Source organism: Lentzea sokolovensis (genome assembly GCF_033949975.1).
Classification (GTDB): domain Bacteria; phylum Actinomycetota; class Actinomycetes; order Mycobacteriales; family Pseudonocardiaceae; genus Lentzea; species Lentzea sokolovensis.
In genome coordinates this window covers 121,348-140,898 of the sequence record NZ_JAXAVU010000016.1, presented here as the reverse complement: position 1 = coordinate 140,898, position 19,551 = coordinate 121,348, and the positions used below count along the sequence as shown (strand labels likewise).

At 69.4% G+C, this 19,551-nt stretch carries 26 protein-coding genes; 7 read left to right on the top strand and 19 right to left on the bottom strand.

Going from position 1 to position 19,551, the window contains the following annotated elements; all coding sequences use genetic code 11:
- Positions 1-12 precede the first annotated feature (12 nt).
- Positions 13-783 carry an AraC family transcriptional regulator gene (locus tag SK854_RS40900; RefSeq protein WP_319980519.1) on the top strand — a complete coding sequence of 257 codons (771 nt, stop codon included), beginning with the start codon at positions 13-15 and terminating at the stop codon, positions 781-783.
- Here SK854_RS40900 and SK854_RS40895 read toward each other — a convergent pair.
- Positions 776-1,198, bottom strand: a complete 423-nt coding sequence (locus tag SK854_RS40895) for a VOC family protein (RefSeq protein ID WP_319980518.1) — start codon at positions 1,196-1,198, stop codon at positions 776-778. The two genes, SK854_RS40900 and SK854_RS40895, sit on opposite strands and share 8 nt — an antisense overlap.
- A 124-nt stretch (positions 1,199-1,322) precedes the next feature.
- Between SK854_RS40895 and SK854_RS40890 the strand changes: the two genes are divergently transcribed.
- Positions 1,323-1,913, top strand: coding sequence for a LysE family translocator (locus SK854_RS40890; RefSeq protein ID WP_319980517.1), 591 nt, complete (start codon positions 1,323-1,325; stop codon positions 1,911-1,913).
- A gap of 7 nt (positions 1,914-1,920) precedes the next feature.
- Here the strand turns inward: SK854_RS40890 and SK854_RS40885 are convergent, their stop codons facing one another.
- The 6 genes from SK854_RS40885 to SK854_RS40860 form a co-directional block, all read right to left on the bottom strand.
- On the bottom strand, positions 1,921-2,679 hold the full coding sequence (locus tag SK854_RS40885; RefSeq protein ID WP_319980516.1) for a GNAT family N-acetyltransferase: 759 nt from the start codon (positions 2,677-2,679) through the stop codon (positions 1,921-1,923).
- A gap of 2 nt (positions 2,680-2,681) precedes the next feature.
- Positions 2,682-3,926, bottom strand: coding sequence for an RNA polymerase sigma factor (locus SK854_RS40880; protein WP_319980515.1), 1,245 nt, complete (start codon positions 3,924-3,926; stop codon positions 2,682-2,684).
- A gap of 7 nt (positions 3,927-3,933) precedes the next feature.
- The gene (locus SK854_RS40875; protein ID WP_319980514.1) at positions 3,934-4,164 is read right to left on the bottom strand and encodes a YciI family protein; all 231 of its coding nucleotides are present in this window, start codon (positions 4,162-4,164) and stop codon (positions 3,934-3,936) included.
- A 63-nt stretch (positions 4,165-4,227) separates the two neighbouring features.
- Positions 4,228-5,064: an NAD(P)H-binding protein gene (locus SK854_RS40870; RefSeq protein WP_319980513.1), complete on the bottom strand. Its 837-nt coding sequence runs from the start codon at positions 5,062-5,064 to the stop codon at positions 4,228-4,230.
- A complete protein-coding gene (locus tag SK854_RS40865; RefSeq protein ID WP_319980512.1) occupies positions 5,061-5,816 on the bottom strand; it encodes a TetR/AcrR family transcriptional regulator in 756 nt (251 codons plus the stop codon). Before SK854_RS40865 ends, SK854_RS40870 begins: the two co-directional genes overlap by 4 nt.
- 86 nt (positions 5,817-5,902) lie before the next feature.
- Positions 5,903-6,811 (bottom strand): alpha/beta fold hydrolase, encoded by a 909-nt coding sequence (locus SK854_RS40860; protein ID WP_406601892.1) that lies wholly within the window; start codon positions 6,809-6,811, stop codon positions 5,903-5,905.
- 81 nt (positions 6,812-6,892) lie between these two features.
- On the opposite strand from SK854_RS40860, the gene SK854_RS40855 reads away from it, so the two are divergent.
- Positions 6,893-7,465 carry a TetR/AcrR family transcriptional regulator gene (locus SK854_RS40855; RefSeq protein ID WP_319980511.1) on the top strand — a complete coding sequence of 191 codons (573 nt, stop codon included), beginning with the start codon at positions 6,893-6,895 and terminating at the stop codon, positions 7,463-7,465.
- Here SK854_RS40855 and SK854_RS40850 read toward each other — a convergent pair.
- The 7 genes from SK854_RS40850 to SK854_RS40820 form a co-directional block, all read right to left on the bottom strand.
- A complete protein-coding gene (locus tag SK854_RS40850) occupies positions 7,458-8,138 on the bottom strand; it encodes a hypothetical protein (RefSeq protein ID WP_319980510.1) in 681 nt (226 codons plus the stop codon). The two genes, SK854_RS40855 and SK854_RS40850, sit on opposite strands and share 8 nt — an antisense overlap.
- Positions 8,139-8,225: 87 nt before the next feature.
- Positions 8,226-8,735, bottom strand: coding sequence for a general stress protein (locus SK854_RS40845; RefSeq protein ID WP_093602956.1), 510 nt, complete (start codon positions 8,733-8,735; stop codon positions 8,226-8,228).
- A 37-nt stretch (positions 8,736-8,772) separates the two neighbouring features.
- On the bottom strand, positions 8,773-9,549 hold the full coding sequence (locus SK854_RS40840) for an arylamine N-acetyltransferase family protein (protein WP_319980509.1): 777 nt from the start codon (positions 9,547-9,549) through the stop codon (positions 8,773-8,775).
- The gene (locus tag SK854_RS40835; protein ID WP_319980508.1) at positions 9,527-10,036 is read right to left on the bottom strand and encodes a GNAT family N-acetyltransferase; all 510 of its coding nucleotides are present in this window, start codon (positions 10,034-10,036) and stop codon (positions 9,527-9,529) included. The genes SK854_RS40840 and SK854_RS40835 overlap by 23 nt, the downstream gene beginning before the upstream one ends.
- On the bottom strand, positions 10,018-11,628 hold the full coding sequence (locus SK854_RS40830) for an MFS transporter (RefSeq protein ID WP_319980907.1): 1,611 nt from the start codon (positions 11,626-11,628) through the stop codon (positions 10,018-10,020). Before SK854_RS40830 ends, SK854_RS40835 begins: the two co-directional genes overlap by 19 nt.
- Positions 11,629-11,713: 85 nt before the next feature.
- Positions 11,714-12,970: a hypothetical protein gene (locus SK854_RS40825; RefSeq protein ID WP_319980507.1), complete on the bottom strand. Its 1,257-nt coding sequence runs from the start codon at positions 12,968-12,970 to the stop codon at positions 11,714-11,716.
- A complete protein-coding gene (locus tag SK854_RS40820) occupies positions 12,967-13,545 on the bottom strand; it encodes an RNA polymerase sigma factor (RefSeq protein WP_319980506.1) in 579 nt (192 codons plus the stop codon). The genes SK854_RS40825 and SK854_RS40820 overlap by 4 nt, the downstream gene beginning before the upstream one ends.
- Positions 13,546-13,659: 114 nt before the next feature.
- On the opposite strand from SK854_RS40820, the gene SK854_RS40815 reads away from it, so the two are divergent.
- The gene (locus SK854_RS40815; protein ID WP_319980505.1) at positions 13,660-13,947 is read left to right on the top strand and encodes a hypothetical protein; all 288 of its coding nucleotides are present in this window, start codon (positions 13,660-13,662) and stop codon (positions 13,945-13,947) included.
- 494 nt (positions 13,948-14,441) lie between these two features.
- On the top strand, positions 14,442-15,173 hold the full coding sequence (locus tag SK854_RS40810; protein WP_319980504.1) for an SDR family oxidoreductase: 732 nt from the start codon (positions 14,442-14,444) through the stop codon (positions 15,171-15,173).
- On the opposite strand, the gene SK854_RS40805 is transcribed toward SK854_RS40810, so the two are convergent.
- Together SK854_RS40805 and SK854_RS40800 are read right to left on the bottom strand one after the other, a co-directional pair.
- Positions 15,155-15,658 carry a DUF2087 domain-containing protein gene (locus SK854_RS40805; RefSeq protein ID WP_319980503.1) on the bottom strand — a complete coding sequence of 168 codons (504 nt, stop codon included), beginning with the start codon at positions 15,656-15,658 and terminating at the stop codon, positions 15,155-15,157. The genes SK854_RS40810 and SK854_RS40805 overlap by 19 nt on opposite strands.
- A 65-nt stretch (positions 15,659-15,723) precedes the next feature.
- A complete protein-coding gene (locus SK854_RS40800; RefSeq protein ID WP_319980502.1) occupies positions 15,724-16,200 on the bottom strand; it encodes a hypothetical protein in 477 nt (158 codons plus the stop codon).
- Positions 16,201-16,334: 134 nt separating this feature from the next.
- Between SK854_RS40800 and SK854_RS40795 the strand changes: the two genes are divergently transcribed.
- Positions 16,335-16,658: a hypothetical protein gene (locus tag SK854_RS40795; protein WP_319980501.1), complete on the top strand. Its 324-nt coding sequence runs from the start codon at positions 16,335-16,337 to the stop codon at positions 16,656-16,658.
- 63 nt (positions 16,659-16,721) lie between these two features.
- A complete protein-coding gene (locus SK854_RS40790; RefSeq protein ID WP_406601891.1) occupies positions 16,722-17,672 on the top strand; it encodes a helix-turn-helix transcriptional regulator in 951 nt (316 codons plus the stop codon).
- Here SK854_RS40790 and SK854_RS40785 read toward each other — a convergent pair.
- Genes SK854_RS40785 through SK854_RS40775 form a run of 3 tightly spaced genes read right to left on the bottom strand, consistent with a single transcriptional unit; the run spans position 17,660 to position 19,542 of the window.
- A complete protein-coding gene (locus SK854_RS40785) occupies positions 17,660-18,427 on the bottom strand; it encodes a DUF3626 domain-containing protein (protein WP_406601890.1) in 768 nt (255 codons plus the stop codon). The two genes, SK854_RS40790 and SK854_RS40785, sit on opposite strands and share 13 nt — an antisense overlap.
- Positions 18,417-19,034 carry a DUF2238 domain-containing protein gene (locus SK854_RS40780; RefSeq protein WP_319980499.1) on the bottom strand — a complete coding sequence of 206 codons (618 nt, stop codon included), beginning with the start codon at positions 19,032-19,034 and terminating at the stop codon, positions 18,417-18,419. The genes SK854_RS40785 and SK854_RS40780 overlap by 11 nt, the downstream gene beginning before the upstream one ends.
- Positions 19,024-19,542 (bottom strand): sugar O-acetyltransferase, encoded by a 519-nt coding sequence (locus SK854_RS40775; RefSeq protein ID WP_406601895.1) that lies wholly within the window; start codon positions 19,540-19,542, stop codon positions 19,024-19,026. The genes SK854_RS40780 and SK854_RS40775 overlap by 11 nt, the downstream gene beginning before the upstream one ends.
- Positions 19,543-19,551 lie beyond the last annotated feature (9 nt).

The following is a 19,551-nucleotide window of genomic DNA, read 5'->3' as shown; positions in this document are numbered from 1 at the left end:
AGGATCTGCGCTGTGCAGGGGCCGCGCCGGGACACTCGGGGGATCATCGACGCCCGCGAGCTTTTCGCCCGCGTGCGGTTTCGCCGCCGCATGCCGTGTGCCGAGTTGCAGCCGTACCTGGAGCACTACTGGCTGATCGACGGTCAGCTGGACGCGCCGTACACCTCGCACGTCGTGCCGCATCCGTCGGTGAACGTCGTCTTCGAGCGCGGCTTCGCCCAGCCGGAGATCGCCGGCGTGGGACTGGGGCTGTTCAGCCGCGTGCTGGACGGTCGGATCCGGGTGGCGGGCGTGCAGTTCCGGCCGGGAGGGTTCCGGCCGTTCCGTGCCGAGCCGGTGTCGGAGTGGACCGGGCGGCACGTGCGGCTCGACGCTCCGTCGTCGCTGGTGCTGGACGTGGAGGACGAGGACGAACGGGTGGCCGCGCTCGACGCGTTCCTGCTGGGTCTGGGGCCGGTGCCCGATCCGCAGGCGACGCTGGCGATGGAGCTGGTGCAACGGATCCGGGACGACCGGGAGATTCGGCGGGTCGCGGACTTCGCGCGGGACTGCGGTGTCGCGGTGCGCACGATGCAACGGCTGTTCGCGGACTACGTAGGGGTGAGCCCCAAGTGGGTCATCCTGCGGTACCGCATCCACGAGGCGCTGGAACGGGCCGAGTCGGACGTGGAGTGGGCGCATCTGGCCGCTGACCTCGGGTACAGCGACCAGGCCCACCTCGTCCGGGACTTCACGCAGACCGTGGGCGTCTCCCCCACGGCGTACGCGCGGGCGCTCAACTGAAGTACTGGCACAGCTCGACGAGGATCCCCTCGGGGCCGCGGACGTAGCAGGTCCGGAGCACGTTCTCGTACGTCTCGACGTTCCTGACCAGTTCGGCGCCGTGCGGCTTCAGGCGGGCGAGGGTGGCGTCCAGGTCGTCGATGACGAACGCGATGTGCCGCAACCCGAGGGCGTTGATCGGCGCGTGCGAGCTGCCGTCGATGCTCTCAGGGGTCTGGAACTGGCTGAACTCGATCCGGTACTGGTCGTCCGGGGTCTTCAGCATGGCGATGTCGCTGTTGGAGCCGTCGAGCCCGATGACGCCGTCGACGAACTCGCCCTCCATGTGCGCCTCGCCCTCCAGCTCCATGCCGAGCGCCTCGAAGAACGCGACGGCGGCCGCGAGATCGCTGACGGTCATTCCCACGTGGTGCATGCTCTTGATGCTCATGCCCCTGGGACGGAGCCCACGACCGATCCTCTACACCGAAAGTGGTCCAACTTCGCGGTAGGTTTTTGGCTCTCCTGCCTGGACCGCTTTGGCGGCAGAGTTCACGGGCATGAGCCTCGCATTCCTGATCACGACGTTGATCGCGGTCGCCACGCCCGGCACCGGTGTGCTGTACACGCTGTCCGCCGGTCTCGCGCACGGCCGCAAGGCGAGCGTGGTCGCCGCGTTCGGCTGCACGCTGGGGATCGTGCCGCACGTGCTGGCCACGGTCACCGGGCTGGCGGCGCTGCTGCACGCGAGCGCGCTGGCGTTCGAGATCGTGAAGTACCTCGGTGTCGCGTACCTGGTCTACCTGGCGTGGGCGACGTTGCGGGACAAGAGCGATCTCGTCGTGGACACCGCGGTGGCACCGGCGTCAGCCCGCAAGGTCGTGGTGTCGGCGGTGCTGATCAACCTGCTCAACCCGAAGCTGACGATCTTCTTCGTGGCGTTCCTGCCGCAGTTCGCGACCGGCTTCGGGCAGATGGTCACGCTCAGCGCGGTGTTCATGGCGCTGACGTTCGTGGTCTTCGCCGTCTACGGGGTGTTCGCGGCGTCGATGCGCGACCGGGTGCTGGCCCGGCCGCGGGTGATGGTGTGGCTGCGCCGGTTCTTCGCGGCGTCGTTCGCGGCGCTCGGCGCGAAGCTGGCGCTGAGCTGACGCCGAATCAGGACCTCGCCCACGCCGCGCGTCGCTCCAGACGAAATCCCGCTCGCTGCAGATTCGCGGCGCTCACCGACTCGGGACGAGCCGTTGCCACTGCCAGCACGCAACCCGCGTCGGCGGCCACACGGAGGCGGTGGCGCAACAACAGCGACTGCGCGCCCCGGCCCCGGTACGCGGGCAAGGTCGAGGCGCCGCCCAGCACGGCGACATCGCCGTGGATCGTCATGGCGGCAGCGGCGATCGGCGTTCCTCCCGCCACGGCCAGAAACCGCCGCATCATCGGCAGCCGATGTTCGGCCCGGATGAACGCGGCGACCGTCCCGCCGACCTCGTATCCGGCCAGCAACACCTCCACGAACGCGTCGGCCGCCCCCGCTGCGACCACGTCGAGGCCGGCACCTTCCTCGGGCCTGGGCCGGACGGTCAGCCGGTTGACCGCCAGCAGACGGTCGGCCATGCGTGCGAACCCCGCCGTCACCAGCGCGTTCTCCGCCGCGACTGCCGGTTCGGCCGGCACCACCAGCGTCGGCTTGACGCCTCGCCAGTCTGCTGAGTCGACCAGGTCGATCGCGGCGGGCACCGTCTCGCCCGACACCGTCGAGAGAAATCCCAGCGCGGGATCCGTGGCCAGCACGGCCATCGCCCCTGCCTGCTCCCACACGCGAAATCGGCCCGGCACACCGGCCTCCGACGCGGCGTCGCAGGCCCACCCCGCGCGGCGATGCAACGCGCGCACCGCCCTGCTCACCTCCGACGACACGGCTAGCAGGCGGCGGCGCGTTCGAGCAACAACGTCCGCTCGCGTTCGTTGCGGGTCAGCGACGCGGCCTTCTCGAACTCCGCCTTCGCCTCCGCGGTGCGCCCGAGCTTCGCCAGGAAGTCGCCGCGCACGCTGGGCAGCAGGTGGTAGCCCTGCAACGCCTTCTCACCCGCGATCTCGTCGACCAGAGCGAGACCCGCGGCGGGCCCGAACGCCATCGACAACGCCACCGCGCGGTTGAGTTCGACGATCGGGGACGGCGAGATTCCCGCGAGCACCTGGTAGAGGGTGGCGATGCGCTGCCAGTCGGTGTCCTCGGCCTTGCGCGCACGGCCGTGACACGCGGCGAGAGCGGCTTGTACGTAGTAGGGGCCGGGCGGTTGGTTGAGTGCTTCGGCGCGTTCGAGGGCTTTGAGGCCGCGGCCGATGAGCAGCCAGTCCCAGCGGCCGCGGTCCTGTTCGAGCAGCAGCACCGGTTCGCCGCCGGGGCCGGTGCGGGCCTTGGTGCGGGAGGCCTGGATCTCCATCAGCGCGACCAGGCCGTGGACCTCGGCCTCCTTGGGCGCGAGTTCGGCGAGCACACGGCCGAGCCGCAACGCCTCGGCGCAGAGTTCGGGACGCAGCCAGTCGTCGCCCTGGGTGGCGGAGTAGCCCTCGTTGAAGATCAGGTAGATGACTTCGAGCACCGACGCGAGCCTGGTGGCGAGTTCGGGGCCTTCGGGGACCTCGAACGGCACTCCGGCGTCGGCCAGGGCCTTCTTGGCGCGCACGATGCGCTGGGCGACGGTCGCGTCGCTGACCAGGAACGCGCGGGCGATCTCCTCGGTCTTGAGGCCGCCCAGCATCTTCAGCGTGAGCGCGACCCGTGCCTCGGTGCCCAAAACCGGGTGGCAGGCGGTGAACATGAGGCTCAGGAGGTCGTCGCCGATCTCGTCCTCGATGCCCTCGCCGGCATCGGGTGTGGCCTCCTGGACGTCGCGGCCGATCTCCTCGACCTTGCGGTTGAAGTTCTCGCGGCGGCGGATCTGGTCGATCGCCCGCCGCTTCGCCGTCGTGGTCAGCCAGGCGCCGGGGTTGCGCGGCACGCCTTCCGCCGGCCACTGTTCCAGGGCCGCGACCAGCGCGTCCTGGGCCATCTCCTCGGCGAGGCCGACGTCGCGGGTGTACCGGGCCAGCGCGGCGATGACCTTCGCCGACTCCATCCGCCAGACCGCGTCGATGGTGCGATGTACCGAGGTAGCCCCCATGGGGGCATCAGACCACAGCCACCTGACGTATTTCCACGACGCACGCAGGAAGGTGGATGCGCCGGATCCGTTCGACCGCTTCCTCCTGGTCGCGGACGTCGATCAGCCAGTACCCCGACACCCCGAACGCGCCGGGCACCAGATCCCCGGCGTCGAGCAGAACGCCCGCCCGCACGAGCGCGTCCCCGTGCTGTGCCACCAACGGTCTCGGGCTCCTGACGAACACCATGAACCGCACCGGGCCTCCTCGTTCGCCGTCTACCGGTACGTCGAACGAGGAGGCCCGGAATCGACGCGATGATCAGCCGCGGAAGTCGGCCGCGTGATCGCGCGCCCACTGCGCGAAGGTCCGGTACGGCTTGCCGGTGAGCTTCTCGTAGTCCGGCGACACCACGAACTCGTAGTCGGAGAAGTCGTCGGCCTCGCCACCCTCGTAGCCGCCCAGGCCGAGGACGTAGCGGGCGATCTCCTCGGGCCAGCCGACGCTCACGTAGTAGGCGAGCGCCTCGTCGGCGGTGACGTCCTGGAACGTCAGTTCCCGGCCGATCGCGGCGCCGATGTCGCGGGCCATGTCCCGCTGGGTCAGTTGCGGCGGCCCGGACAGGTCGTAGGCCCTGCCCGCGTGACCGTCCTCCTGCAGCACCCTGATCGCGGCGTCGGCGATGTCGGCCTCGTGGATGGGCTGGCCGAACCCGTCCGGTTCGGGGTGCACGATCGTGCCGTCGGCACGGATCGACGGACCCCAGAGGTCGATCTTGTTGGCCGCGAACTCTCCCGGCCGCAGGTGCGTCCACTCGACGCCGGACGCCTCCACGGCCTGCTCGACCGGCAGGTGGTGGCTGGTGTCGTAGCCATAGGTCACCGCGCCCGAGGACAACGTCACGATCCTGCGCACGCCCGCTCGCACCGCGCGGTCGACCACTTCCTGTGCGGTCGGTGGGTGCACGAACAGGTAGAGCTTCTCCACGCCGTCGAACGGGATGCTGTCCGGGTCGTCGAGATCGGCCTTCACCACGTCGACGTGAGCGGGGAAGTCCGCCTTGGCCGGGTCGCGGGTGATCGCCCGCACCGGACCGGTGAGTCCTCGCACCACCAATCGGCCGACGTTGCCCGTCGCGCCGGTCACCAGTGTCGTCATCGCATGCCCCCTTCGATGCCGTCGAGCAGTTTGTCGAGCCCGTAGTCGAACGAGCTGCGCATGTTGTCCGCGAGCGTGCCCTCGGTGTCGTAGGCGCCGGCGTTCCACAGCGCCGTCATCGCCGGGTACCGCTCGACGTCGAAGTAGTCGTCCCAGAACACCTGCCGTGCGCCCCACCACGAGTCACCGGACTCGCCCGTCACCGCGGCCAGCTGCTGATCGTCCACTTCGGACGCCGCCGCGCCGTGCACGAATCCCTCGACCGCGACGTGCGCGACGGTGACCTGCCGCGGTTCCAGTCCGGAGTCGGCGAGCGCGGCCAGCACGAACTCCTGGCCGTCCATCAGCCCCGGCCCGAGCGGCGGCCGCACCATCGACACGTCCCGCATCCACGGGTGCGCCTGGTAGACCGCACGCGTGCGGTCGGCGTAGTGCTTGACGCGCTCACGCCACGTGCCCTCTGCCGTGAGGTCGCGCTCCTGCAACACCGCGTCGGCCATGAGGTCGATCAACTCGCCCTTGCCGGGCACGTGCGTGTAGAGCGACATCGTGCCGACGGTCAGTTCCTGCGCGACGCGGGCCATCGACATCGCGCCGAGCCCCTCGCGGTCGGCCACCGCGATCGCCGCGGTGACGATCTGGTCGACGCTCACCTTGGGCTTCCTGCCGACCGGCTTCGGCTCCGCCGGTGTGCGCCAGAGCAGTGCGAGCGTCCTGGCCGGGTCTCCCCCGCCGCTGCGTTCGGCGGCCATCCGTCCACCTCATTTCCGTAGGCCATACGGAAACAATACCGTACGCCCTACGGAAATGAGTCCGGTTTACCCGACGAGGTCGCCGCTCACCGCGCCGGCAGCTCGCTGGCGCTCCGTCCGCCGAGGAAGTCCCGCAGGATCTCGATGAACCGCGCCGGCTGCTCCTCGGCCACGTAATGGCCGCAATCGTCGATGACCACCCCGGTGACGTCGTCGGCCGCCAGCCGCATCGTGTCGGCGACCAACGCACCGCTGTACCGGGCGCCGCCGACGGCGAGCACAGGCAGCGTCAGGCGGGTCTCCTTCCGCTGCTCGTTCTGCGCGATCGTCTCGTCGAGCGCCCGGTAGTACGCGAAGCTCGCCCGCAGCCCGCGAGGATCCGCGACGATCGCGTCGACGTAGACGTCGACGGCGTACGCGGGGATCGGCGTGGCGGCCTTGGTGGCGAACTGGTGGCCGAAGAAGAGATGCTCCCGCCCCCGGACCAGCTCCTCGTTGAGGTCGGTGAGCCGGTTGAAACCGAAGTGCCAGAGCCGCTGGTTGACCGCGGCCGGGCTGAAGACCGACGGAATCGGTGTGAGACCGGGGATGACGGCGTCGACGACGACGAGCCTGCCGACCCGCTCGGGGTGGTCCGCGGCGAGGGCGTATCCGGTCCACATGCCGATGTCATGGCCGACCACGTCGAACCGGTCGTGCCCGAGCGCGGCCATCAGCGCGACCAGATCGGCGGCCAGCGTGCCAGCGTCGTACCCGTCGTCGGGCTTGCCGGAGAGCCCGGCCCCGCGCGAGTCGACGGCGACGACGGTGTGCTCGCGGGCGAGCGCCGGCATCACTTCCCGCCAGGCGTACCAGGTCTGCGGCCACCCGCCGACCAGCAGCAGCGGCGGACCGTCCCCACCGGTGACCGCGTGCAACCGCAGCCCGTCCAGCTGCACGAACCGGCTGACGAAGACGTCGGTGAACCCGTCGGGCAGCCGCAGCGAGCTCAACATGGAACGATCGATACAACTTGTCATGGCGGCGACCCTACGCATATTGGAACGATCGGTGCAAGATGTGTAGGCTGATGAACCATGGTGGGCCGCAAGCAGTTCGACGTGGACGAGGCGCTACGACGCGCGATGCACGTCTTCTGGCGCTGGGGCTATTCCGAGGCCTCGATCGACCGCCTCACCGAGGGCACGGGACTGGGCCGGAGCTCGCTCTACAGCACCTTCGGCGACAAGAGCGCCCTCTTCCGGAAAAGCCTCGAACGGTACGCGCAGACCTACCACCCGCTGTACGACCAGGCGCTGTCCGGCTCGCACCCGAGTCCGAGCGCCGTCGTGGCCGCCTACCTGCAGGTCACCCTGAACCGCATCGCCGACCCGGCGGTCCCGGACGGCTGCCTGCTCACGGTGTCGGCAACGCAGTTCCCTGCCCTCGACGCGGAGGGCCAGGCGGCGGTCCGCGCCATGATCGACGGCGTGCGGGCGATGCTGGAGCAGGCGTTGCTCGCGGCGGGGGCCGATGAGCAGGAGGCGGCGGAGCTGGCGTTGTGCACGCTGGCGACGAACAAGTCCCTGGCGGTGCTGAGCCGTGCCGGCTTCTCGAACGAGGAGCTGGCAACCGTCGCCGCGGCCGCCGCGCGGCAGAGCGCTAGTTGACGTACCAGGTGACCTCGACCGTGTCGGAGGAGATCTTCTTCGACTCCGCGCACACCTCGTGCGTGAACACGAGCCCGGTGGCCCGGCACATCCGCGCCGGCGTCCGAGCCGTGAACCCACGGGACTCCAGGTGCTCGCGCATCACCTCAGGAGCGCGGTCCCCTGTCGCGATCACCTCACGCGAGCAGTTGCCGGAACCGCAGTAGCCACTGCCTTCGGCGACCCGCAGCCCGGACGGCGCGGGCAGCACGCCCTCGTCGCCGGGTTTGGCCTCCAGCTGACCGAGCAGGACGACCGCCGTGGCCAGGAATCCCGCCAGGACCATCGTCACCAGCCCGAGGACACCGGTCGACACGCGCCGCAGGGCCGGCAGGCACACGATCGCCGCGATGACCGGGTAGAGCCAGTACACCTCGACCTCCGAGGGCACCAGCGATCCGGACCACCCGAGTCCGCGCGGCACCACGAACCACACCAGCACGGCCAGCAGGATCAGCCCGACGGTCACCCCGGCCTCGCGTGACCGGGCCAGGAAGCACCAGATCAGGATCGGCACCACCCCGAACAGGCCCGACGGCGCCTGGGTCCACGGGAACGTCCCCACGATCACGGCGGCGACGAGCAGCGCGGCTCTCCACCAGTGCGGCCAGCGGAACTCCCCCGGGGTGGACATGCCGCCAGTAAAGCGGAAACGCCGCCCCGAAGATCGGAACGGCGTTTCCTCGTGGTGGGAACGAGTGTCAGGCTGCCAGGCGGGTGGTCACGAACGCCAGGCCAGCGTCGTCAGCATTTCCTTGCCGCGCTCGGCGCTGCGCGGGGCGCTGAGCACGTCGTAGCGGCCGCCCACGAGCTGGGTGACCGAGGCGAAGTCACGACGTCCGCCGGTCGCCTTGTAGCGGACGGCCGCGCTCGCGAGGCCGAAGACCGTACCGAAGACGAGACCCGCGATGATCGGGGCGAGGGCGCCGCCGGTCGAGAAGAAACCGAGCAGCAGGCCGACGAACAGACCGAACCAGGCACCCGACGCGGCGCCCGCGCCGAGGACGCGGCCCCAGGTCAGGCGGCCGGTCACGCGTTCGACGATCATCGGCTCGACGCCGACGATGGTGACGTCCGCGACCGGGAAGTCGTTGTCCGCCAGGTGGTCCACGGCCCGCTGGGCCTCTTCGTAGGTCCCGTAGGAACCAATGGGCCAGCCGGTGGGCGGAGTGGGCAGTGCGTTGACGCCCGTGGAATTTGCTCCCGTGGCGAACGGAGTCGCGGTGGTCATTTCCAACACCTCCGAATTGCGATCCCTACACCCGGTATTACGAACGCGGGCCCTCGGTTGTTCCCAGAGTTGAGCTGATGTGACTCAGCTCCCTGTCGGTAAGCGTGATGTCCAGCGATTCCAGTGTTTTTCCGAGGTCGTCCACCTGAGAATTCTCAGGTTTCTCACCGGCGTGCTCGACCGTGAGCGTCATTCCGACCAGCCGGCGGCTCAGGCCCGGTTCGAGACGCATGACGACGAGCTGGCGGCTGAACGGCGACCGCTCGTGCGTGGCGACGTAGTAGTTGGAGGCCATGTAGTCGACGGGCAGCTGTTCGACGTCGGTCTCGAACGCGTGCTGCCGTTCCCAGCCGTCCGCGGTCTGCTTCTCCAGCACCCAGCGGTTGTCCTCGCGCCGCAGCCGGTGCGGCCATCCGGCCTGGTCCACGATCGCACCGTCGACCAGCGGCATCGGGTGCAGCATTCCGGCGCCGAACCCGACGTCGATCAGCTGGTCGTCGACGATGGACATGAAGTGCGTGCGCGGCCCGGTCTTCACGCGGCTCATCTGCCTGTTGACGGTGTACCCGAGGCGCTCCAGCACGGCCGTGAACAGCAGCTGGTGCTCGAAGCAGTAGCCGCCGCGACGGCGCCGGACCATCTTGTCCTGGATGTCGCCGAGGTCGAGTGACGGCACATGGCCGAGCAACACGTCGATGTTCTCGAACGGAATGGCGCGCACATGCGCTTCATGCAACTCCGCGAGCGAACTCGACGCCGAGGTCCCCGTGCGCGCGAAGTACGCGTCCAAATCAAGCAATTCCGTCTGCCACATGGCCTTCCCCCTGAACTCGTTGCCACTCTTCTTTTGTCAGCGCGTACTCGACCTCTCCGTATTCCGCGCCGGGCAACGGATCGGGGAAGTCGACGTGGAACGTGCGGACGTGCCGCAGCCCGCACCTCTCCATCACGCGCCGCGATCCGGCGTTGACGAACATCGTGGTGGCGACCACGCGCCGCACTCCGCCCGTGGTGAACCCGCGTTCGATCAGGGCCTTCCCGCCCTCGGTGGCGTAGCCGAGGCCCCAGAACTCGCGGTGCAGCCGGTAGCCGAGCTCGACCTCGTCGGTTCCCTTGAACTCGAACCAGCCGACGAACCGGCCGCTGTCCTTCTCTCGGGCCGCGAGGAAGCCGTCGCCGAGGTAGTTCTCGACCGGGGCCGGGTCGAGGTACCGCATGACCTCGGGGTCGGCGTGCAGCGCGAGCAACGAGTCCACATCGGACTCGGCGAGCGGGCGCAGCGTCAGTCGTTCCGTTTCCACGCGGAGATCGTGCCGCACTTCAGCGAGGCGAACGCGGCCAGCAGGCACAGGACGATGGCGAAGCCGAACGCGATCGCGAGGCCCTGGGCGAACGGCCCGGAGATCAGGCTCGGGAAGAACCCGCGCCCGGTGAGGAACGCGGCCTGGTCCGGTGGCAGCGTCGCGAGCTGGTCGCCGAGCAGTTGCTGGATCGGGTTGTAGCCGAGGAACGCCGCGAACAGCACGGCCACCGCGGGCAGCGCCGCGACCTGGGCCGCGGCGGCCGGAGCGACGCCGTGCTCGACCAGTCCGGTGCGCATCGCCGCCGGCAGTGACTGGGAGAACCCGACGATGATCAGGCTGAAGAAGAACCCGATCGACAGCACCATCGCGGTGTTCTGGAAGGTGGTCATCATGCCGCTGCCCGAGCCGCGGGCGTTGGCGGGCAACGAGTTCATGACCTCGGCGCGGTTGGGCGAGGAGAACATGCCCATGCCGATGCCGGTGAACACCAGGATCAGCGCGAACTCCCAGTACGGGAAGTCGACGGGCAGGGCGATGAGCAGCGCGAACGTCACCGCGGTCAGCACGTTGCCGGCGAACGCGAGCGCCCTGCTGCCCAGGCGGTCGGACAGGATGCCGGCGGTGGGCGCGGCGAGCAGGAACCCGACGGTCATCGGCAGCATGTAGATGCCCGCCCACAGCGGCGTCTCCTCGTAGGAGTAGCCGTGCAGCGGCAGCCAGATGCCCTGCAGCCAGATGATCAGGATGAACTGCAGCCCGCCGCGCCCGAGCGCCGAGGCGAAGTTCGCGATGTTGCCCCAGGTGAACGACGGCAGCCGGAACAGGTGCAGGTCGAACAGAGGGTTGGGCACGCGGTGCTCGATCACGACGAACGCCGCCAGCACCGCGAGCCCGCCGATGAGGCACGTCAGCACGAACGGGCTGGTCCAGCCGGTCTGGGAGGTGCCGTGCGGCTGGATGCCGTAGGTGATCCCGACCAGCAGGACGATCAGGCCGACGCCGAAGGTGATGTTGCCCCACCAGTCCATCTCGGCGTGGCGGCGTTCGCCGGTGTCGTGCAGCTTCAGGTAGGCCCAGACCGTGCCGAACAGGCCGAACGGCACGGACACGATGAAGATCAGGTTCCAGTTGACCGGGGCCAGCAGGCCACCGACCACGAGACCGAGGAACGACCCCGCGATCGCCGCCACGCCGTTGATGCCCAGGGCCATGCCGCGCTGGGTGACCGGGAAGGCGTCGGCCAGGATCGCGGAGGAGTTCGCCATCAGGAACGCCCCGCCGACTCCCTGCACGATCCGCCAGCCGATCAGCCACAGCGCGGCGGCGTCACCGCCGAACCAGGTGATCGCGAGCATCACCGAGGAGAACGTGAAGATCGCGAACCCCAGGTTGTACATGCGGGCCCGGCCGTACATGTCCCCCAGCCGCCCGAAGCTGACCACCAGCACCGCCGTGACGACCAGGAATCCCATGATCATCCACAGCAGGTAGCCGGTGTTGGCCGGGTCGAGCGGGTTGATCGCGATGCCCTTGAAGATGTCGGGCAACGCGATCAGCACGATGGAGGAGTTGATCGTGGCGATGAGCATGCCCAGCGTGGTGTTGGACAGCGCGATCCACTTGTACCCGGCCGGAGCCGCCTGCACAGTCACTTCGCCATGCTAACCAACTTGTCTACGACGGGTTCTGCGGCGTGATCGTCTCCAGCACGTTCCCGCCGGCGTCCCGCACGACCACGCGCGCCTCCGGATGACGGTCGAGCAGCTTCGCGGCCAGCACGAACGTGCCGTTGCCCAGCGTCGCGGGCACGTCGGCCGCGCCGGGGCTGGTGTAGGTGATCGAGGCGACCCGAGGGTCGAGGACCAGGCCGATGGCCGCGGCGTTGCTGCTGCCGCCGTCGTAGTACTCCCCCTGTTCGTTCACCTTGTACGGCTTGAAGTCGTAGAACGCCGTCATCCCCGCGATGGTCTGGCCGCGGTACTCGGTCAGGTCGTCCAGGTCGAACACCATGCCGGGCGTCGGGTCGTGGTCGGCGTCACGGCAGTAGAACAGCAGGTCGCCGAACCGGCCGGTGATCATCGTGTCGGTGGCGCTGACCTTGGCCGTGAGCCCGTGCGCGAACTGGCCGGGGTCCGGGACAGCCCTGTCCTTCAGACACGCGCCGAACCGCTTGGCCTCGGGGGTGTCGCGGGCGGCGGGCGGCTGCGGGCGGTCCAGGACGGACGCGGTGGGCTTCGGTACGCCCCGCACGGCGAACTCCTCGCCGTTGACCAGTGCTTTCGTGCCGTTCTCCGCCTTCTGGAAGCCGCTGGGCGCGAGGAACAGGCCGTCCACGAGGGCGGGCATCGTGTTGTTCTGGCCCGAGTCGGCGATCTGGGACAGGCTCAGGAACTTCACGTCGGACGAGACGATGCCCGCCATGGCGCCGGTCGGCGTGGTGAAGAGGATCTCCACCTGGCGCCGGCCCTCGGGCACGGCGGGGTTCGGCGCGGAGATCGTCGTCGTGGTCGCGGTGTTCGCGCAGAAGAAGACGCCGGCCGCCGTGCGGAACGCGGTGAGCACCGTGCCGTTCTTGTGGCTGGTCGCCATCGGCGTCCATTCGGCGACGGGTGTGTGGGCCGTGGCCGCCGCGGCGCAGCGGGCCAGCACGTCGGGGTCGACCTTGTCGCGTTCGACGTGGTTGACGATCCCGCGGTCCTTGCCGACGAACTCGCCGTTGTGCTGCACGGGCGGTTCGGCGACGTCGGCTGAGCTGCCGAGAAGTGTCTGGCCGGCGAAGACCGCGCCCGCGGCGAGCATGCTCACGCCGGCGGCGATCAGGATCGGCCTGCCGTTGCGGGCGGCGGGGCTCATGCCTTCGGAGAGACGCTGACGGGCGCGCATGCGGACGTCGTCGGGCAGCGCGCGGTGTTCGGGCAGCTGGTCGATCACGGGGTGTCCTCGGGGGTCAGGTCGCGCAGCCGGGCGCGGGTGCGGGAGACGCGGGCGCGGACGCTCGACTCGGTGATGCCGAGGAGCGCGGCGGCGTCGGCGGTGGACATGTCGCCCAGCAGGCAGAGCTGGGCGATCTCGCGGTCGGAGGCCGGCAGTTTCGCGATGGCGGCCACCACTGCGGCGAGGCGGCGTTGGGCGTCGGTGCGGGCGGCGACGTCGTCGGCGTGGTCGCGTTCGTCCTGCGGCGTCAGCTTCGTGACCAGCCGCAGAGCTCTGCGCGAGGCCCGCCACTCGGTGCGGGCCCGGTTCGCGGTCACCGTGTAGAGCCACGGCAGCGCGGAGTCGCGCACCAGCTGGGCGTCGCCGCGTTTGCGCCACGCGGTCAGGAACGTCGCGGAGAGCAGGTCCTCGGCCTGCGACCAGGAGGCCGTCAGCCGGTAGGCGTAGTTCCAGACCGCTTCGGCGTGGCGTTCGAAGAGCTCGGTGAACGCGGCGTGGTCGCCTTTCGCGATCTGCTCCCAGAGGCGCGTGTCGGGCGGCCCGACGTTCGCGCGCTCGGTCGTCTCAGTCATCACACTCCGCCTGGGGCCGTCACGGCCCAGTGTGCTGCGTGACGCGCGTCACCCGAGGCTGGGGAGCCGCCCCTCATTCGAGGCCTGAACGACACCGATGGCAAGATCTTCGCCGTGCCGATCGAGCAGAAGCAGCCCGGCAATGTCGAGGCGGAGACCCAGGTGTTCGCGAAGATCACGATCCCCGTGCAGGACGCGGCGACGATTCCCGGAGTTCCCCCGGTGACGCCCGCTCCGGTGACACCCGCTCCCGCGGCGGTCACTCCACCGGCCCCCGCACCGGCCCCCGCACCGGCCGCCACACCGGCGGCGACCACCGCGGCGCAGGATCGTCAGTCCAAGTCGCTGACCCGGCGGTTGGCCCGCCGGATCCTCGGCCCGACCTTGATGACGAAGAAATAGGGCTCAGCGACACCTATCTGTCGGGGACCTGTCCCAAGCCCCCGCAGACCCGGCATGCGGTCCGGTCCTCGTTGAGTCCAGAACCAAGGCAACGGCTGCACTCCTTCACAGAAGAACAGTGTCCGCTTCTACTCCGAGTGGGGGCAGCCGCCAAGCAGGGACCCTCCCGGCAATAATGGGTGACCCCCACCGTTCACGCTCGGTGATCAAGCCTGCGTGGACGGTCCGGCCGGAATCTCGTTGGCGCGTGCGACATTGCCTGTGACGATGCCTCTGCTTTCCCCGTGCGGAAGCTTCCACCAGCCGGAGCACCCGCGCGGGCACGGGTGCGACATCTCGTGCAGCACAAGGCCTTCCGGACCGGGAACGGGTTGTTGCCACGACATCGTTCCGGACCCTGCGCACAGCAGGCAGGTGTCCTCTTCACACTCCACACCTGTAAGTACTCCACAGGGGACACTTCGGGCAATCGCTGGATCGAGGGGAGATCACCGATGGCAGTCGCGGTCGTGACGGGAGCGGGTTCCGGGGTGGGGCGCGCGGCGGCGCGAACCCTGCTGGCGGCGGGATTCCAGGTCGCTCTGGCAGGCAGGCGCGAGGACGCGTTGATCGAGACCGGAGAGGGCTTTCCCGGTTCCGCTCTCGTCGTGCCGGCGGATGTGTCGCAGGAGGACTCGGTCGTCGCGTTGTTCGAGGCGGTGGTCGCGCGCTTCGGCCGGGTGGACGTGTTGTTCAACAACGCCGGGATGAACGTCCGCGCGACGCCGATCGAGGAGTTCTCGTTGAGTGCGTGGGAGAAGGTCGTCGGGGTGAACCTGACGGGCGCTTTCCTGTGCGCACGTGAGGCGTTCAGGGTGATGAAGACCCACGGCGGCGGCCGGATCATCAACAACGGCTCGATCTCGGCGTCGGTGCCGCGCCCGCACGCGGTGGCGTACAACGCGACCAAGCACGCGATGACCGGGCTGACCAAGTCGTTGTCGCTGGAGGGCCGCGCTTACGGCATCGCGTGCGGGCAGATCGACATCGGCAACGCGGCGACGGAGATGACCGAGCGGATGGGCGCCGGCGTGCTGCAGGCGAACTTCGAGGTCAAACCTGAGCCGACGTTCGACGTGCAGCACGTGGCCGATGCCGTCCTGTACCAGGCTCAGTTGCCGCTCAACGCCAACGTGCAGTTCATGACCGTGATGGCGACCGCGATGCCCTACATCGGTAGAGGCTGAGCCTGGTACATGCCGCCGCCGCGCTCCAGCAGGCCGAAGTCGACCAGGTAGCGGCGGATGGTCACGTGGTCGAGTTCTCCCCCGTCGCACCAGGCTTTCAGCCGCTCGTTGATCTCCTTCTCCTCGTAGTAGGTCCGCGCGGTGAAGGCGTGCGAGGCGACGTGTTCGAGGATCTTGCGGCGGCGTTCGTGCGCGACGGGCAGCGAGACGAGCTTGTCGCCCCTGATGAACGGAGCGAGCCCGTCCGCGGGCATCGACTCGGTGAGCGTCGCCGCGAGCGGCTTGAGATCGGCTGGCCGGGCCGGTTCCCCCTCGACCAGCCCGGCCTCGCGGAGCTTGGTCAGCGCGGTGCCGGCGTCCTTGGCCTTCAGCCCGGAGGCGGCGGCGATGTCGGCCAGCGTGCCCGCGCCGAGGACGACGGCGGCGAACGCCCGCAGCCTCGTGGGTTCGGCCAACGCACGCACGACGGATTCCGGAGTGGTCATGCCTGCGAACCTAACGCCGCCGTCCACCCGTTTTCAGCGGGAAGGCGCCCCCTGCCAGTCCTGCCTCATCGGCCCACCAGGCCCTCGGCCATCACGTCGGCGAGGTAGCCCTCGAAGTCAGGGACGTCCGGTTCCAGCACGTGCCGCACCCACGCGGTGCGTTCGTGGGCGAGCGGCGGAAGCTCCCAGACGCAGCCGATGAGGTCCTTCGGGATGACGGTGAAGCGCGTGAGGTCCGGGTCGGTCGAGCCGAGGAACGGCTGGTCGCCGGACACGGCGGTGCGGCAGTGCAGGACGTTGTCCCAGACCCAGTTGTAGGCGTTGAGGTACATGCCGGCGGAGCTGCGGTGCAGGACGGTGACCGTGGCGGGCGGGGTCGGGTCGTCGAAGTCCGGGTAGATCTTGGGCAGGAACGCGTAGGCGGCCGCGCGGATGTCGTCGGTGATCTCCAGTCCGGGGGTGACCACCTCGTAGCGCTTGACGTGTCTGCCCGCGACGACCAGCGGTTCCCTGACCGCCAGCTCCTTCTCGTAGAAAGCCATGGGTCGAACGTATGAGCTAACCCTGACAGGGTGTGTCAGTGATTTTGGGCGGGTAACGCGGTCGGCCAGCACTGCGACAGTCCGTGCATTCGGCCGCACGCGTAGGCCGTTGAGCGCAGGCGAGAGGTGGCACCGTGTCCGATGAGCCGAAGACCGATCCAATGGCCGGCGCGTTCGGGCTGCAGGTGCAGAAGGAGTCCGGACCCGGTACAGGCCCGGACTGGACGGGCTCGTATCCAGCGGACTCGCTGCGGCGCATTCGCGCCGCGGCGACGACCGAGGAGGCGGGTGTGCAGGCGACGACCGAGGCTGTGATCCTGCTGCACTCGATCCGCCGGATCCTGATGTGGATGCTGGTCATCGTCCCGACCGTCGGTGCTGCCCTGTTCATCGCGCTGATCGTCATGGAGAACACCGCCGAGCCGGCGCCGTGCACCTCGATCTACAGCTGCAGGTGAGCAACCGCGAACGCCATCACTGACAGGGTGTGTCAGTGTATCCGCGTGCGTGCGAGCCGGTTGGTGTCCGTACTGCTCCTTCTGCAGGCCAAGGGCCGGATGACGGCGCAGGCGCTGGCCGACGAGCTGGAGGTGTCGGTCCGCACGATCTACCGCGACGTGGAGTCGCTGCACGCGGCCGGGGTGCCGCTGTACGGCGACGCGGGCCCGTCCGGCGGCTACCAGCTGCTCGACGGCTACCGCACGCGGCTGACCGGGCTGACCGCGCAGGAGGCGGAGTCGCTGTTCCTGGCCGGGCTGCCGGGTGCGGCGGCGGATCTGGGGCTCGGGGACGCGGTGTCGGCGGCGCAGCTCAAGTTGATGGCGGCGTTGCCGTCGTCGATGCGCGACCGGGCCTCCCACATGGCGACGCGCTTCCACCTCGACGCGCCCGCCTGGTACTACGACCCGGAGCGCTCGCCGTTCCTGGGGCTGGTGGCGGACGCGGTGTGGCGCGAGCGGCTGCTGGAGGTCAGTTATCGGCGGTGGCGTGCGCCGGAGGACGTCACGCGCGTGCTGCGGCCGTTGGGTCTCGTGCTGAAGGCCGGTCGCTGGTACCTGGTCGCGCAGGGCAGCACGCGGATCTCCACGTACCGGGTGTCGCAGATCCAGGCGGCCGCCGTGCTGGAGGAGACGTTCGAACGCCCGGAGGCGTTCGACCTGGCGGCGCACTGGACGGCCTCGTTGGAGGAGTTCCAATCGCGGCAGTACACGGGTTCGGCGGTCATCAGGCTGTCGGCGCGGGGCTGGGAGTCGTTCTCGTCGAACGTGCTGCCGGTGGTGGCGCGGGCGGCCGAGGAGTCCGCTGTGGACGACGGTGAGGGCGTGCGGGTGACGATCCCGATCGAGTCTCTCGGCCACGCGACCGGGATGTTGCTGCGGATGGGCGGCGAGGTCGAGGTGCTGGAACCGGCGGAGCTGCGGGAGCAGGTCACGGAGTCGGTGCGGGCGCTGGCGTCGATCTACCTGGGGTGACCAAACCTCGCGAGGTGGTGCCACAGGTGCTTCACGACCTGCGGTGGCGCCTCGACGGCCTCCAGGAGGTCCGGGGTGATGACCCCGTCCCGCGCGATCGCGAGTCCTAACGCGACGGACTCGGGTGTGCGGTAGTCCGAGTGGCGCAGGAGGTCCTGTGTGGACAGCCGGAACCCGGAGTGCCGTTCCACCGGGCAGGGCAGGTCCACGTCGGGGAAGGTCGGGTCCAGGACCACCGCTTCGACGTCGTCGAGCGTGACGGGGCCGTGGACGTGGGCCTCGACGTAGTCGTCGAGGGGGTCGCGGTCGTCGGCGTCGGCGCGTTCGATCAGGGCGAAGCGTTGCGCGGTGCCGAAGTGGACCGGGTCGAAGACGCTGTCCGGGTAGCAGAACGTCGTGCGGTCGAGCACGTGTTCCTTGAGGCGCAGGTGGGCGGAGCCGAACCGCGGCGCGGCGCCGTGTTCCAGCCCGCGATGGTCGAGCGCGCCGTACTTCGGCCGGTCGGCGGGATTCGCGTGGTCGTAGGCGCCGCCGAACAGGCGGCTCTCCCAGTCCCAGCGGGCGCCGCCGGGGTGGGCGGTGAGACCGCCGTTGCTGGTGCCGGTCTCGAACTGGGAGCGGTAGACGCCCTCCCGCGCGAGCTTCGCCAGTACGCCGCGACCGGGGTGGAAGTTGAGCGTCACACGCAGGTCGCGCGGCATCAGTCCGCCGGCCGAACGCGCGGCGACGTGCGCGATGGCCTGCTCAAAGGACACGAGCGAGCTCCCGGTCGTGCACCCGCCCCAACGCCAACTGCGCGGTCAACGCCCCCAGCAGGGCCATGAACATGTCCCACTGCGTGTCCCACACATCGCCCTGGGTCCCGAGGAACTCATCCGCCGCCGCCCCACCCAGAACCGCCGCCAGCCACTCCCCCAGTTCATAGGTAGCGCTGAACGCCAGACACACGCACACGACGAGGAAGAACAACCACCCACCGGGCCGAAGCGGAGTCCGGCGCATCAGGATCTCGCGGGCGAGCACGGCCGGCACGAACCCCTGCACGAAGTGAGCGAACCGGTCGTAGTGGTTGCGCGCCAGGTCGAGCAGGTCCTGCACCCAGAACCCCACCGGCACCCGCGCGTAGGTGTAGTGGCCGCCCAGGATCAGGACCAGCGCGTGCAGGAAGATCAGCCGGTACAGCAGCGGCGTCAACGGGAAGCGCCGGTAGGTCGCGATCAGCACACCCCCACCGATCACGACGGGTGCCACTTCGAGGTACCAGGTCGCGCGGTCGTACGGGCCGATACCCGAGGCGATCAGGGCGGCGACGGTCAGGCCGAGCAGGACCAACGGCTCGGTGGTGCGCTTGTCATAGCTCACGGATCACCTTGCAGGGATTGCCGACGGCGAGCACGCGCGGCGGGATGTCGCGCGTGACGACGCTACCGGCTCCGATGACGGCGTCAGAGCCGATCGTGACACCCGCGCAGACGATGACTCCGCCGCCGAGCCACACGTTGTCGCCGATGGTGATCGGCGCGGCGGACTCGAAGCGCTGTCGGCGGGCCTCGTGGTCCTCGACGGGGTGCAGGGCGGTCAGCAACTGGACGCGGGGGCCGATGGAGACGTCGTCGCCGATGGTGATGGTGGCGCAGTCCATCAGGATGGCGTCGTAGTTGAGGAAGCTGTTGGAGCCCATGTGGATCTGGTAGCCGTAGTCGCACTGGAACCGCGGCATGACCCACGAGCCCTCGCCGATGGAGCCGAAGAGCCGAGAGATAACCGCACCGGAGCGGGTGGCGTTGAACTCGTCCACCAACTGCTGCGCGGCGAGGCGTTCCGCGACCAGTTCGGGGTCGGAGTCCTTGTACAGCAGGCCGGTCGTCATCTTCTGCTT

Excerpts from the sequence above, each read along its gene's own strand:
- SK854_RS40890 (WP_319980517.1), top strand. The coding sequence starts at position 1,323 with ATGAGCCTCGCATTCCTGATCACGACGTTGATCGCGGTCGCCACGCCC.
- SK854_RS40805 (WP_319980503.1), bottom strand. The coding sequence starts at position 15,658 with ATGACCACTCCGGAATCCGTCGTGCGTGCGTTGGCCGAACCCACGAGG.
- SK854_RS40775 (WP_406601895.1), bottom strand. The coding sequence starts at position 19,542 with ATGACGACCGGCCTGCTGTACAAGGACTCCGACCCCGAACTGGTCGCG.
- SK854_RS40800 (WP_319980502.1), bottom strand. The coding sequence starts at position 16,200 with ATGGCTTTCTACGAGAAGGAGCTGGCGGTCAGGGAACCGCTGGTCGTC.
- SK854_RS40880 (WP_319980515.1), bottom strand. The coding sequence starts at position 3,926 with ATGGGGGCTACCTCGGTACATCGCACCATCGACGCGGTCTGGCGGATG.
- SK854_RS40860 (WP_406601892.1), bottom strand. The coding sequence starts at position 6,811 with ATGTTGAGCTCGCTGCGGCTGCCCGACGGGTTCACCGACGTCTTCGTC.
- SK854_RS40850 (WP_319980510.1), bottom strand. The coding sequence starts at position 8,138 with ATGTCCACCCCGGGGGAGTTCCGCTGGCCGCACTGGTGGAGAGCCGCG.
- SK854_RS40820 (WP_319980506.1), bottom strand. The coding sequence starts at position 13,545 with ATGACTGAGACGACCGAGCGCGCGAACGTCGGGCCGCCCGACACGCGC.
- SK854_RS40870 (WP_319980513.1), bottom strand. The coding sequence starts at position 5,064 with ATGACGACACTGGTGACCGGCGCGACGGGCAACGTCGGCCGATTGGTG.
- SK854_RS40855 (WP_319980511.1), top strand. The coding sequence starts at position 6,893 with ATGGTGGGCCGCAAGCAGTTCGACGTGGACGAGGCGCTACGACGCGCG.
- SK854_RS40845 (WP_093602956.1), bottom strand. The coding sequence starts at position 8,735 with ATGACCACCGCGACTCCGTTCGCCACGGGAGCAAATTCCACGGGCGTC.
- SK854_RS40810 (WP_319980504.1), top strand. The coding sequence starts at position 14,442 with ATGGCAGTCGCGGTCGTGACGGGAGCGGGTTCCGGGGTGGGGCGCGCG.
- SK854_RS40830 (WP_319980907.1), bottom strand. The coding sequence starts at position 11,628 with ATGCTCATCGCCACGATCAACTCCTCCATCGTGCTGATCGCGTTGCCC.
- SK854_RS40840 (WP_319980509.1), bottom strand. The coding sequence starts at position 9,549 with ATGTGGCAGACGGAATTGCTTGATTTGGACGCGTACTTCGCGCGCACG.
- SK854_RS40865 (WP_319980512.1), bottom strand. The coding sequence starts at position 5,816 with ATGGCCGCCGAACGCAGCGGCGGGGGAGACCCGGCCAGGACGCTCGCA.
- SK854_RS40895 (WP_319980518.1), bottom strand. The coding sequence starts at position 1,198 with ATGCACCACGTGGGAATGACCGTCAGCGATCTCGCGGCCGCCGTCGCG.